A 12,966-nucleotide genomic window follows, 5' to 3' on the forward strand; every position below is an offset into this window, starting at 1 on the left:
GAGCGTCGTCATGAGCCGGGGAGAAACTCGTCACCCTGCAGTGGCGTGTAGACCCGCACGGTCGGGGCGTCGGCAGCTGGGCCGAACGCAGTGAAGTTCCCGGGTGGCACGATCGACATCGGCGGTGCGATCGGGACAGCTGCGGGATCTTCCGGAAAGGGTGGAAGCGGTTGGACCACTTGTGGAACCACGCTGTTGAAGCTCTCGACGACGCGGAGGTCTCCCACGTCTTTGTCGAAAGGCAGGCCTGTCAGTGGGCCAGCGGCGTTGTCGAAGAATGTCGGCCCTTCCTGCAGTAGCGTGGTGGTGGTACCACCCCGATCGCTGTATATCTCCAGCGCGGGGAAGGTGGTCACGTCGTCGCCGCCGACAAGCGGTCCGTTGTCCGACGGTGCAATGCCTAATGTTCCGTTGACGCTGATGCCAGAACCTTTCGCGAGGTCCTGCCCTCCGGGGGAGAACGGGTCCGCGGCGTTGTAGTGAATGAGGACAGAACCGTTCGATTGCTGCACTGCGCCGATAGACGGCGTGCCGGTGCGCACCTCGCTGGTATCGGCGTTGATCGACGGGTTCTGGCGCGCCACGACAATGCCGTTGTCGAAGTCGGTGTAGATCGTGACTCGAGAGTCTTCCGGTCCAGCGGCAGGGGAGAACCCGCGATTGTCGCCAAGATTGTTGTCATAGGGCGGTATTCCGATCGTCGGTGCCCACACGTCCTTGTTCGGAATGAAAAGGTTAGTGCGCACGACCCCTTGGCCGGGGACCGGCTCGATACGTGCCACGACAATGTTCGCCGGCATTCCCTTGTTCTTTGGGTCATAACTGTGAGGGTCAAGGATTGATGCGGTGCGCCAATCACTCCCATTGGCCGGATCGCGACCGAACACTTCACGAAATGCTCTGATTTGATTGGCCTGGCGGTCAGCTTCGGAGGGCACCTCGTCGCCGGGTTCGGGCCCTTCATAGAAGGCATCGACGCCGTTCTGCGGGCTCTCCGGCACGTCGCCGAACCGCCGATCGTTTCCGAGCGCCTGGTACTCGCCACCGATGGTGCGGATGTTGCCGCCGACGAGGCTCAATTCGGCGTTGGCGCGGGTGACGACGTCGGCGAGGTCCGACAAGCCCTTCTGCACGATCGGCATAAGCATCAGCTCTCCGGTCTCGCCTCGCGGAACGCTACCGGCGGCTGCGACAACCCAGTCGCGTATCGAGTCGAGGTCGCAGCGCCCACCGCTGACGATCCGCGCGGACTGGTCGACCTGCTGGGACAGTTGCTTGTCGAGAACGCCTAGGGCGCTGACGACGCGCTGATGATCGGCGTGCGCGTGCCCGTATGACGTGGAGGCGGCACCCAACCAGCGCTCTCCGGGGACAGCCTGGTCGAGGTCGGATCTGAGCCTGTCGAGATCCGAACTCCGGTCGTACGCCGACCCCGGTTGAGGGATGCCCTGACCGAACGTCATTCGCGCACTGGACCACGCCGTCATAAACGCTCCGAGTGCACTCACCCCTCCGCAACTCCCAGCATGGACCTCATTATCGCTTCGCCCAGCTACCCGCCCGAGCACCAATTTTCAGTGCCCCGATGCCTCCTACGGCACCACCAGGTCACTGTCCCGCAGATCGGTGATCAGCATGTGGCCCGGCGCGTGTCCGATGGCCAGCGGCGGGCGGGACTGCATGACCGCGGCCTGCGGGGTGACCCCGCACGCCCAGAACACCGGGATCTCCCCGGGGCGGACGGTCACCGGGTCGCCGTAGTCCGGCGCGGACAGATCGGCGATGCCCAGCGCGGCGGGGTCGCCGACATGCACCGGGGTGCCGTGCACCGACGGGTAGCGGGACGTGATCCGCACAGCGTCGGCCACCTGCTCCGGCGGCAGCGGCCGCATCGACACCACCAGCGGACCCCCGATCCGCCCCGCAGAGCGGCACGCCCGGTCGGTCCGGTACATCGGCACATTGACGCCCTCTTCGATGTGCCGCACCGACACTCCCGACTCCAGCAGTGCCGCTTCGAAACTGAAGCTGCAGCCGATCAGGAAAGCGACCAGATCGTCGGTCCAGTACTCGGTGGCGTCCGTCGTCTCGGTGACGAGCTCGCCGTCGACGTAGACGCGGTACGCCGGGATGTCGGTCCGCACATCACCGTCGACCAGCAGCGGCCCCGCGAGCTGGCCCGGCTCCAGTACGTCCAGCACCGGGCACGGTTTCGGGTTGCGCTGCGCGAACAACATCAGGTCGAATGCGTAGTCCCGCGGCACCGCAATCAGATTCGCCTGCGCGTACCCCGCCGACCAGCCGGCCGTCGGGGTCACCAGGCCGTCGCGGAAACGTCGCCGCGCCTCCGCCGGCGAGATCATGGCCACGTTCATTGCCGTCCCTCCCGTCAGACCCATGTCAATCGCACCTCGGCGCCCGGACGAAGCTGCGCCGCACGGTCCACGTCCTCGTCGACCAGCACCCCGGCCACCGGGTAGCCGCCGGTGACCGGATAATCGGCGAGAAAGATGACCGGCTCGCCACCCGGCGGCACCTGGATGGCGCCGAGTCCGGCTCCCTCGCTGGGCAGTTGGCGTCCCGGGTCGCGCATCCGGACACCGGGTCCGTGCTGGGCGACGAGGCGCGCGCCGACCCGGCTGGCCCTGTCCGACACCTGCCACGTGGTAGCGACCAAGTCGTCGGCGTCGGCCAGCCAGTCGTCGCGCGGCCCCCGATGCACCCGCAGCGTGGCTTGCTCCGCGCCCACCGGTGCGATGGGCGCGAAATCCGTTGCCGGAAGCGGGAGAAAGTCGGTGCCGATGTTCAGCAGATCACCGGCGCGCAGCGGCGCAGGTCCGATGTCGGCGAGCGTGTCCCGGCTGCGTGAGCCGAGGACCTCGGTGCAGTCGATGCCGCCGCGCACCGCGACGTAGCAGCGCAGCCCGGTGCGAGCGGGCCCCAGCTCGATGACGGTGCCCGCCGGAATGTGGTGGCGGGTGTTGTGGCCCAGCGGTTTACGGATGGGACCCGATAGGATGTCGACCTCGGCGCCGGTGACGGCGAAGACGAGGGGGCTGCCTGCCCGGAACGTGAGGCCACCGAGGAGGACCTCCAGCGTGGCGGCGTCATTCGGGTTGCCGACCAGACGATTGGCCAGTGCGTGCGAGCGGCGATCTGCCGCGCCGGCGCCGCCGATGCCCATCGCGGCATGCCCGGGGCGCCCCTGATCCTGGACGGTGGTCATCGGGCCGCCGTCCACGATCTCCAGCCGGCCGCCGCCCGTCATTTGTCCACCGCCACGAACTGCACCAGGGCGCCCGGGCGCAGTAGCGCCGGCGGGTCGTTGACGAGGTCGAACAGCCGGAGCTCGGTGTGCCCGATCAGCTGCCAACCGCCGGGCGAGGCCGTCGGGTAGATGCCGCTGAACTCGTCGGCCAGTCCCACCGACCCGGCCGGGATGCTCGCGCGCGGTTCGTCGCGGCGCGGTACCACGAGCGGAGTGTCCTGGCGGACAAGGTATCCGAAGCCGGGAGCGAACCCGGTGAACGCGACTCGCCACGGCTGCGCGGTGTGCGCGGCGACCACCTGATCGGCGGTCATTTTAGTCAGGCGTGCCACCTCGTCGAGGTCCGGGCCGTCGTAGATAGTGGGTACCTCGACCACCTCACCCGCGGTGGCGGCGACCGGCGCGGGGGACAGCCGGCTGATCGCATCGCGCACGGCGGCAAGGTGTTCGGGACCGGTGGCCGACACGTAGACGGTGCGTGCCCCCGGCGCCACGTCCACCACGTCCAGTCCGGCCGCCTCGATCGCGGTTGACCACGCCAGCACCTCGTCGGCGTCGTCGACTTCGACCAGCAGGGCGCGGGCGCCGTAGGGGAGGAGTCTCATGCGGGGCGGTCAGCTCCACAGCTGGGAGAGGCCGCTCAGCGAGTTCCAGCCCAGGTACAGCGTCAGCAACCACACTGCGAGGCCAACGATCTTGAGCCACATCGGATAGCGGTATCCGCCCATCAGGTCGCGGCGCACCCAGGCCACCCACAACACCACGGTGAACCCGATCGGCAGGATGAGCCCGTTGAAGGCGCCCGCGAACACCAGCAGCGTCACCGGCGCCGCGCCGAGAATGACGAACAGCACGGCGCTGAGCGCGATGAACCCCACCGTCAACAGGTTCTGGCGGCGGCGTGAGGTTTTCGACGACGTGAGGAACGAGACCGAGGTGTACGCGGCGCCGATCACCGACGTGATGGACGCGGCCCACAGGATGACGCCGAAGATGACCCCGCCGGCGGCGCCGAGCGCGTACTCGAACGCCGACGCCGTGGGGTTGTCGCTGGCGAGGCTGACACCGCTGGCGGTCACGCCGAGGATCGCCAGGAACAGCAGGGCCCGCATGATGCCGGTGACGATGATGGCGTACATCGAGCCCTTGGTGATGCGGCCGACGTTCTCCGGCCCGGTGATGCCGGTGTCGAGCAGGCGATGAGCGCCCGCGTAGGTGATGTAACCGCCCACGGTGCCGCCGACGATCGTGGTGATCGCGAGGAAGCTGATCTGCTCGGGCAGCACGGCGTTGCGCAGCGCCTCGCCCAGCGGTGGGCGCGACACGATCGCGGTGTAGGCGGTCATGGCGATCATCGCGACGCCGAGGACGACGACGATCCGGTCGAGCGCGACGCCGGCCCGCTTGCTCAGGAAGATCGCGATGGCGATGAGCGCCGAGACCGCGCCACCGATGCGGGGGTCGAGTCCGAACATTGCGTCGGTGCCGAGCCCCGCGCCGCTGGTGTTGCCGATGTTGAACACCAGTCCGCCCACGACCACCAGCACGGCCAGCGCGTAGCCGATCCCGGGCAGCACCTTGTTGCCGAGTTCGTGGGCGCGGATCCCGGCCACCCCGATCACCCGCCAGACGTTCATCTGGACCGCGAAGTCGATGACGATCGACGCGAGGATCGCGAATGCGAACGCCGCGCCGAGTTCGACCGTGAATTCCGTGGTCTGGGTGATGAACCCCGGCCCGACCGCGCTGGTCGCCATCAGGAACATCGCCCCGAGCAGCGCGGTCTTGGCGGGTTCCGACGGCTTGGGAGCCGTGTCGACGGACGGGTTGAGTGGTGGTCCTTCGGGAGTGGCCATGTGTCGAATCCTCACCGTGGCTGGAACGGGGCTTTCCCGCTTGTGGCGTCCTGCCGATCGTCGACCGCCGGTATTGCGCCTCCGTTACGCCCGCAATACAGATTGTTCAACAATCCCCATGTTCACACGTACCCTAATCTGGGGCGATGGGCCCTGTCCACGGTTTCGACGAAGCATTACGCGCGCTGGAGAACTCCAGGCCGCGGGTTGTGCTGTCGTCGTCGTCTGACCGCGCCGCCGACGTGATCCGCGAGCACGTCGCCGCCGGGCTGTTCCGTCCCGGTGCCCGGTTACCCGAGGAGCCGATCGCCGAATCGCTCGGCATTTCCCGCAACACCCTGCGGGAAGCGCTCAGTCAGCTGATCGGCGAACGGTTGCTCGACCGGATCCCGAACCGCGGCGTGTTCGTCCGTACTCCCTCGGTCGCCGAACTGCGCGATATCTACCGGGCCCGCCGCGTCATCGAACCCGGATGCCTGCGGCTGCTGCCCAAGGACGCCGACGTCTCCGATGTCGTCGCCGCCGTAGCCAGTGGTCGCGCCGCGCTCGACGCCAACGACGGCGACGCGGTCGCGTCCGCAAATCAGCGGTTCCACCGGTCGGTGGTCGCGCTGGCCGCCAGCCCGCGGCTGGACATGGAGATGAGCCGACTGCTCGCGGAGATGCGGCTGGTGTTCTTCCGCGCCGGGCCCGCCGAGGATTTCCACGGCCCCTATGTGGAACGCAATGAGGAGATCGCCGCTGCGCTGGCCGACGGCCGGGGACGGGCGGCCGCCGATCTGCTGGACCGTTACCTCGTGACCGCCGAGCAACATCTGCTGTCCGCGTACCCGCAGACCGACTGATAAGGGCGCGATGAATTCCGGGAGTCGGGAGGGTCGGCATGGTCATGACCAACCAACAACCGGAGATCGCGCACCGCGAGCCCCAGCCGTACGCCGCGATCGGCGGCACCGTCACCATGGACCAGGTCGGTGCGATCGCTGACAGGTTTCCCGAGGTGTTCGACGCCGTTGCACGGCACGGACGGGCGCCCAGCGGTGCGCCCTTTCTGCGGTACCGCGTGATCGACATGGACCGCGAACTTCACATCGAGGCCTGCGTCCCGATCGATGGCCCGATGCCGGCAGATGATGCCGTATCGACCGACACACTGCCCGGCGGGCGCTACGCCGTGGTCACCCATCGCGGCCCTTTCGACGGTCTGGTCGACGCCACGGCCCGACTGCTGGACTGGGCCAACGATGAAGGTCTGCACTGGGATTCGACAGCATCCGGCGACGGTGAGGTGTGGGCGGGCCGCGTCGAGATCTACGAGACGGATCCCTCGACCGAACCCGACCCGGCGAAATGGGAGACGACGCTGGCGTTCAAACTGGCCGACTGAACCCTCACGCGATGCGCTGCCGGGCGTGCAGCATTCGCCGAAATTGCGGCCGTGGTGGTCGATGGGTTTCGTTACGCTCAGCGCATGGGAACGGGGCTGTCTGCGCGGCATAAGCTTCTCGTCGAGGGGCGGCACGATTGGGTGAAGCTCTGGGACGTTCACCGCCACGTTGCCGAGGAAAGCTCAGCAGAAACCTTGGCTGAAGTTCAGAACAAAGCCGTCGGCCTTGTCAGGTCATTGATCAGCGAAGGGTTGGCCGAAGTCGGCGACCTACGCGACCATGGCGCACGATTCGAGCCGTGGACGTCGACGTTAGACGAGTCGATTCAGCGGATACGCGCTGCATACGTCGACCATTTCGATGATCGTGCCGGGTGGCCCGGGACGCTGTGGCTGCGAATTACTGACGAAGGCAAGCGTATTGGGCTATCGCACCAGTCCGCCTACCAGCGTTGGATAACTGAGCTCCGCGCGCAAGGCCGGGAGGATGAGGCGTTACCGCCTGAGTTCCAGCCGCTTGAATGACGTTCACAGAGCCTCCGCGCCGCCCCATGCACTGCGCTCCGCCTCTGGCAGCGGCTCGTCAAAGTCCAAGGGAACGGTCAGATGTGGTAACTGGCCGAATATCCGTGCGGCAAGCTGCAACGGAACAAGCTTTGCGACGGGCCGCCCACGGTTGGTGATTGTCACCGACGCGCCGGTCCGCTCGACCTCGGCCAAGATCCGGCTCCACTGGTTCTTGGCTTCGGTGCTGGTGACCGTGCTCTCCATGCAGTCACGATAAAGCTGCGTCGGCTGATCGCGCTAGCAAGAAACTGATCGATTCCGCACGCCGGTCCGCTCGCGGGGCTGGCCGACTGAGACTCACGCGATGCGCTGCCGGTTGAACTCCCGGGAGAACGTCGCCGCCAGCTCGTCGGCTCGGCGGTGATACTCGACCCCGTCAAGCATGCTGTCGCCCAACGCATATCGCGACGCCAGCCGCGCCAGCGCGTCAGCGCCCTCGTTGAGCGGCTCGCCCCGGTGACCCTTGACCCACACCGGGGTGATCCGGTCGCGGTCCTCGCGGATCATCTGCTGGGCCCGCACCAGTCCCGGGGTCTTGCCACTCTCGCGGTATATCGCATACCCCTCGGGGAGCACGTCGTCGCCGTCCCGCCACCGCTGCACCATCTCCACGGCGAGCCTGCTGTCGCTCAGCACCGTGATGTCGCGTCCACGTAGCTTCTGCACGGCAGCCCCGATCGCCCGCAGCTCGGCGACCAACACCACCTGTGGGCCGATCAGCTTCGTCGAATGCCGCAGACCCTGCATGCCGTACTCACCCGACGAGGCGAGCCACCCGTAGCCGGTGAACTTGCCCCGCACCGAACCGTCCGTGGCGACGCACACCGGCGCGGGCGCCGTCACCTCGCGCAGCCCCGCCCAGGCCCGGCGCATCAGCTCCTCGTCGGAGAGCCTGGCCCGCTCGATCCAGACACCCGGCATCAGCAGCGCCACCTCGTCCCGCAGCGCCCACAGCGTGCTCCGCGCGGGCACCTGCACCAGAAACCGGATGCGCTCCGCGGCCGACGTCTCGCGAATGCGACTGATGGCATCGAGGGTCGCCGTGTCGGCGGACTCCGCCTCCACGGTGCCCGACCAGCGCTGCGCGTCGGAGCTCGCCGAGTACGCGAACACCGAGCGGCCGCAGCCGCGCACCGCGAGCGCCACCGTCGTCATCGGGCGTGAACGCGCCGACACGATGTCGACCGGTCGGGGCATGACGTGCGGTTTCGGTGCCATATCCGTCTCCTCCCAGGGGGACGTCACTGTATGGCGAAGGTCTGACATCACAGGGGTCCGACCGTGCGCGACGGCGCGACCGGCCCGAAGTCGATAGGCTCGCGAGGGTTGCCGACGTGCGTATGAGCGGCGCTTGCGAACTGTGAGGAACGAAGTCCATGCCGGTCGAGCGGTGTCCTGCGGAGGCGTCCGACGCCACGACGGAACCTCTGTCGACCCCCGCCACCGCGGCCGCCCCTCCTTCGCGGACCCGCCGCCGCAGGCTCCTGCTGGCCGCCGTCGCGGTGCCCTTCGCGCTGCTCGTGAGCGCGTATCTCGGTGACCTTCTCTACAGCTGGAACAAGGTGCCCCGGGGCGTCACCGCGGCGGGCGTACCGATCGGCGGCCTATCACTGGGCGACGCCGAGGACCGGCTGCGCACCGACCTCACGCCGCGCACGACGCAGCCGGTCCCCGTCACCTTCGGCGACGATCGCGGCGAGATCGACCCCGCGTCCGCGGGCCTGGAGGTCGACTGGCGCGCCACCGTCGAGCAGGCCGGCGCCGAACCACTGAACCCGATCACCCGCGTCTCGTCCCTGTTCGGCACCCGCGAGATCGGCGTCGTCTCCACCGCGGACGACGCGGCGCTGACGGCCGCCCTGGAACAGCTGGGCGAGGTGGTCGCCAAGGACCCGGTCGAGGGCACGGTGCGCTTCGACGGCCGGGAACCGGTGGCCGTCGACCCGGAAGCAGGCCGCCGGCTCGACGTCGACGCCGCCGCGGAACTGCTCAAGCGCGACTGGGTGAGCGGGACAGCCGTCGATCTGCCGATCAGCGAAATCGCCCCCGCAACAACATCTTCGGATGTCGAGGCGGCCATCGACGACGTCGCGGCCCCGGCGGTGTCCGGTCCGCTCGTCATCGTCGGCGACGACGACACCCGCGCAGTCATCTCCGAACGCGTCATCGCCGCGGCCATGAGTTTCGGCATCGACGACGGCGACATCGTGGCCACCGTCGATGAGGCCGTCGTCGCCGAGGATGCCCGACCCCAACTCGCCGCCTCGGAAACCCCGCTACGCGACGCCACCATCGACTTCACCGCATCCCCGCCGGCCAAGGTGCCCTCACAGGACGGCCGCCGCATCGACTACGACGCCACCCTGACCGACCTGCTCGATGTGCTGACGAGCACCGAAGACCGCGAGCTCACCGCGGTCTACGTCGACGAGCCGGCCACGTTCACCACCGCGGACATCGACGCCCTCGGTCCCGTGGAGGTCATCGGCGAATTCCAGACCTCCGGGTTCGCCGGCGACTCCGGGGTGAACATCAAGCGTGCCGCGGGCGCGATCGACGGCATCGTCGTCGCACCGGGGGAGACGTTCAGCCTCAACGCCGCCACCAACCCGCGCACCCAGGCCAACGGCTACGTCGAGGCCGGCGTCATCATGTACGGCCGACCGGACCGGGGTGTCGGCGGCGGCGTCTCCCAGGTGGCCACCACGCTGTTCAACGCCGCGTACTTCGGCGGCATGGAACTCGTCGAGCACCAGGAGCACAGCTACTACATCAGCCGCTACCCCGCTGGCCGCGAGGCGACGGTGTCCGGCAACGACATCGACGTCAAGTTCCGCAACGACGGCCCGACCCCGGTGCAGATCCAGACCGTGTGGACGTCGAGTTCGGTCACCGTCCGGTTGCTCGGCATCAAGCGCTACGAGGTGTCGTCCTCGCAAAGTTCGCGATCGGCCCCGACCAGCCCCAACACCATCACCATCCCGGACGGCGAAACCTGCAGCGCCAGCAGCGGCGCACCGGGATTCACCATCACCGACACCCGCACGCTGACCGACATCGCCACCGGCGACACCCGATCGGAATCCCACACCGTGCGCTACGACCCGATCCCCATCGTGGTGTGCGGGGGCTGAGGCTCAAGTCACCCCGAAAGCCGCGCATTTCCTCGACTGGCGTTGGATGATCGCACCGACGTGAGGAGTGCCCATGGGAAGCCCGACGACCAGAACCGTGGCGGAGATCCGCGGTGCCCTGGAGCACTGCTACGACGCGTTCGACGCGCTGTGCGCCGACCTCTCCGAGGACCAGTGGCAGGCGCAATCTCTGTGCCCGGACTGGACGGTCCGCGGCGTCGTCGACCACGTCACCAGCATCGAGGCCGTCATGGCCGGGTGGCTGCCCGATGACGCCACCACCCCGCCCCCGTTCGAGAAGGCCGGGGAGTTCCTCGCCGACGACACCCCGTACCCCGAGAAGGTCCGCGCCGTCTACGACCGTCGGCGCGCCGACCTGGCCGCGCTGACCGACGAGGACCTCGCCCGGCCGTCCTGGATGCCCGTCGGCCCCGGCACGTACGGCCGCTTCCTGGCGATCCGGGTGTTCGACTTCTGGGTGCACGAGCGCGACATCGCCACACCACTGGGCCTGTCCACCGACGACGGCGGCATCGCCGCCGAGCTGGCCCTGGCCGAGGTGGAGAACTCGCTCGGCTACATCCTCGGCAAGAAGGTCGGCGTGCCCGACGGCAAGAGCGTCACCATCGATCTCACCGGACCACTGGCCCGTCAGCTCCACGTGGCCGTCGACGGGCGGGCGGCCAGGGTCGACCACCTCGAGAGCCCAGACGTCACCGTGACCACCGATTCGACGACGTTCATCCAACTCGCCTGCGGGCGCATCGATCCGCAGGCCCAGATCGATGCGGGAAAGATCAGCTGGACCGGCGACGGCGAACTGGGTGACCGCACCGCCCGCAATCTGAGGTTCACGATGTGAATGACGAATCACCCTGTCTCCGTTGACTTCCACTTCGACATCATGTGCCCCTACGCGTATCAGACGTCGCGGTGGATCCGCGAGGTCCGCGACCTGACCGGTCTCGAGGTGAACTGGCGCTTCTTCAGCCTCGAGGAGATCAACCGTCAGGAGGGCAAGAAGCACCCGTGGGAGCGGGAGTGGTCCTACGGCTGGTCGATGATGCGCATCGGTGCGCTACTGCGCCGGAACTCCATGACCGACGTCGACGCCTGGTACGAGCGGGCGGCCCGCGCCTTGCACGTCGAGGGGCACAAACCCCACGAAAAAGCCGTCGCCCGACACCTTCTGGACGAACTCGGCTTCGACCCGGCCCAGGTGGATCAAGCCATCGCCGACCCGACAACGGGCGAAGAAGTGATGGCCGACCACAACCGTGTCGTCGATGCCGGCGGCTACGGTGTGCCCACGTTGTTCTTCCCGGACGGGCAGTGCCTGTTCGGGCCCGTGCTCATCGACCCGCCCACCGGTGATGCGGCGGTGCGGCTGTGGGACGCCGTGGCCGCCTGGACGGAGTTCCCGCACCTCTACGAGCTCCAGCGCCCGAAGACGCCCGACGATCAGCAGGCGATCACCGAGACGTTCCGCCCGTACCTGGAAGCCAGGGACTGGGTGTCGATCAACCGCGGCAAGGTCATCACCTTCGACGCGAAGTAAGGTTCGCGGCATGTCTACCAGTGCCGCTGGACCACTCGCCGGTGTCCGTGTCATCGACCTGACCGCCGTCGTCGCGGGACCGTACTGCACCCAGATCATGGCCGACATGGGCGCCGACATCGTCAAAGTCGAGTCCCCACAGGGAGATAACGCGCGCTACATCTCGGTGGGCCCGGAGCCGGGCCGCAGCGGCGTGTTCACCAACGTCAACCGGGGCAAGCGCAGCGTCGTGCTCGACCTGCAGACCGACGAGGGCAAGCAGGCGCTGCGCGCACTCGTCGCCCAGGCCGACGTGTTCATCCATTCGATGCGCGCCGCCGCGATCGCGCGGCTTGGATTCGACTACGACGCCGTGGCCGCGCTCAACCCCGAGATCGTCTACACGAACTGCTACGGATACGGACGCGGCGGCCCGTACGCCGCCCGGCCCGCCTACGACGACACCATCCAGGCCGAGTGCGGACTGGCCGCTGTGCAGGAAGAGCTCACGGGCACAGCCGGTTACGTCGGTTCCATCATGGCCGACAAGGTGTGCGGGCTGACGGTCCTCTACGCGACGATGATGGCGCTGTTCCACCGGGCGCGCACCGGTGAGGGCCAGGAAGTCGAAGTGCCCATGTTCGAGACGATGGCGTCGTTCATGTTGGTCGAGCACGCCAACGGCGCGATGTTCGACCCGCCGCTGGGGCGCGCACTGTATCCGCGCACCGTCGCCAGAAACCGGAAACCCTACGAAACCCGCGACGGCCACGTCGCCGCGCTGATCTACAACGACAAGCAGTGGCACGCGTTCGTCAACGCGGTCAAGCCGGCCTGGGCCACCGAGCGGTACGCGACGATGGCCGGCCGCGCGGCGGACATCGACACCGTCTACGGGTTGGTGGCCGAGGTGCTGCGGGAAGGGACGACCGCGGAGTGGCTCGAGCTGTTCGAGCGGCTCGAGATCCCGGCGTCCCCGGTCCGCACCACCGACGAGCTGTTCACCGATCCGCACCTCGACGCGGTCGGGTTCTTCGAAGACATCGCGACTGAACACGGCGCCGTGCGATTCCCCGGGGTGCCGACGCGGTTCTCCCGCACGCCGGGCCGCGTGCGGGGCAATGCCCCCGCACTGGGGGCCGACACGGACGAGGTGCTCGCCGAGATCGGCTTGCCCCGACCGCGTTGAGACTGCGCTGGCGGCGAGTGCCACTCGC

Annotated in this window: 14 protein-coding genes; 7 read left to right on the plus strand and 7 right to left on the minus strand. The window is 68.1% G+C overall.

Translation table 11 applies throughout. The features are described from left to right. Nucleotides 1-8 precede the first annotated feature (8 nt). The 5 genes from EL337_RS04365 to EL337_RS04385 form a co-directional block, all read right to left on the minus strand. The gene (locus EL337_RS04365; protein WP_232786867.1) at nt 9-1,463 is read right to left on the minus strand and encodes an EspA/EspE family type VII secretion system effector; all 1,455 of its coding nucleotides are present in this window, start codon (nt 1,461-1,463) and stop codon (nt 9-11) included. A gap of 129 nt (nt 1,464-1,592) precedes the next feature. Further along, on the minus strand, nt 1,593-2,375 hold the full coding sequence (locus tag EL337_RS04370; protein WP_048634055.1) for a putative hydro-lyase: 783 nt from the start codon (nt 2,373-2,375) through the stop codon (nt 1,593-1,595). A 14-nt stretch (nt 2,376-2,389) separates the two neighbouring features. Next, complete coding sequence (locus EL337_RS04375; protein ID WP_048634056.1) at nt 2,390-3,268, minus strand: 5-oxoprolinase subunit C family protein; 879 nt, start codon at nt 3,266-3,268, stop codon at nt 2,390-2,392. Next, entirely contained in the window at nt 3,265-3,873 is a 609-nt protein-coding gene (locus EL337_RS04380; RefSeq protein WP_048634057.1) for a 5-oxoprolinase subunit B family protein, read from the minus strand. The genes EL337_RS04375 and EL337_RS04380 overlap by 4 nt, the downstream gene beginning before the upstream one ends. A 9-nt stretch (nt 3,874-3,882) precedes the next feature. Next, nucleotides 3,883-5,124 (minus strand): NRAMP family divalent metal transporter, encoded by a 1,242-nt coding sequence (locus EL337_RS04385; RefSeq protein WP_048634058.1) that lies wholly within the window; start codon nt 5,122-5,124, stop codon nt 3,883-3,885. Between the two features lie 146 nt (nt 5,125-5,270). On the opposite strand from EL337_RS04385, the gene EL337_RS04390 reads away from it, so the two are divergent. The 3 genes from EL337_RS04390 (at nt 5,271) to EL337_RS04400 (ending at nt 7,036) form a co-directional block, all read left to right on the plus strand. Further along, nucleotides 5,271-5,969, plus strand: a complete 699-nt coding sequence (locus EL337_RS04390; RefSeq protein WP_053086853.1) for a GntR family transcriptional regulator — start codon at nt 5,271-5,273, stop codon at nt 5,967-5,969. Between the two features lie 44 nt (nt 5,970-6,013). Continuing rightward, on the plus strand, nt 6,014-6,511 hold the full coding sequence (locus EL337_RS04395) for a GyrI-like domain-containing protein (protein ID WP_157866336.1): 498 nt from the start codon (nt 6,014-6,016) through the stop codon (nt 6,509-6,511). Nucleotides 6,512-6,595: 84 nt separating this feature from the next. Then, complete coding sequence (locus EL337_RS04400; RefSeq protein ID WP_048634059.1) at nt 6,596-7,036, plus strand: hypothetical protein; 441 nt, start codon at nt 6,596-6,598, stop codon at nt 7,034-7,036. A 3-nt stretch (nt 7,037-7,039) separates the two neighbouring features. Here the strand turns inward: EL337_RS04400 and EL337_RS04405 are convergent, their stop codons facing one another. Beyond that, nucleotides 7,040-7,282: a type II toxin-antitoxin system Phd/YefM family antitoxin gene (locus EL337_RS04405; protein WP_048634060.1), complete on the minus strand. Its 243-nt coding sequence runs from the start codon at nt 7,280-7,282 to the stop codon at nt 7,040-7,042. 93 nt (nt 7,283-7,375) lie between these two features. Next, the gene (locus EL337_RS04410; protein ID WP_048634061.1) at nt 7,376-8,296 is read right to left on the minus strand and encodes a ribonuclease HI; all 921 of its coding nucleotides are present in this window, start codon (nt 8,294-8,296) and stop codon (nt 7,376-7,378) included. Between the two features lie 158 nt (nt 8,297-8,454). Here EL337_RS04410 and EL337_RS04415 point away from each other — a divergent pair, with 158 nt between their 5' ends. From EL337_RS04415 to EL337_RS04430, 4 genes are all read left to right on the plus strand, one after another. After that, nucleotides 8,455-10,212 carry a VanW family protein gene (locus tag EL337_RS04415; protein WP_083443188.1) on the plus strand — a complete coding sequence of 586 codons (1,758 nt, stop codon included), beginning with the start codon at nt 8,455-8,457 and terminating at the stop codon, nt 10,210-10,212. A gap of 73 nt (nt 10,213-10,285) precedes the next feature. Beyond that, nucleotides 10,286-11,074: a maleylpyruvate isomerase family mycothiol-dependent enzyme gene (locus tag EL337_RS04420; protein WP_048634062.1), complete on the plus strand. Its 789-nt coding sequence runs from the start codon at nt 10,286-10,288 to the stop codon at nt 11,072-11,074. Then, nucleotides 11,075-11,770, plus strand: a complete 696-nt coding sequence (locus EL337_RS04425; RefSeq protein ID WP_048634063.1) for a mycothiol-dependent nitroreductase Rv2466c family protein — start codon at nt 11,075-11,077, stop codon at nt 11,768-11,770. Between the two features lie 10 nt (nt 11,771-11,780). Beyond that, a complete protein-coding gene (locus EL337_RS04430) occupies nt 11,781-12,938 on the plus strand; it encodes a CaiB/BaiF CoA transferase family protein (protein WP_048634064.1) in 1,158 nt (385 codons plus the stop codon). Nucleotides 12,939-12,966: the final 28 nt, after the last annotated feature.

Origin of the sequence: Mycolicibacterium aurum (genome assembly GCF_900637195.1) — a bacterium.
Taxonomy (GTDB): Bacteria; Actinomycetota; Actinomycetes; order Mycobacteriales; family Mycobacteriaceae; genus Mycobacterium; species Mycobacterium aurum.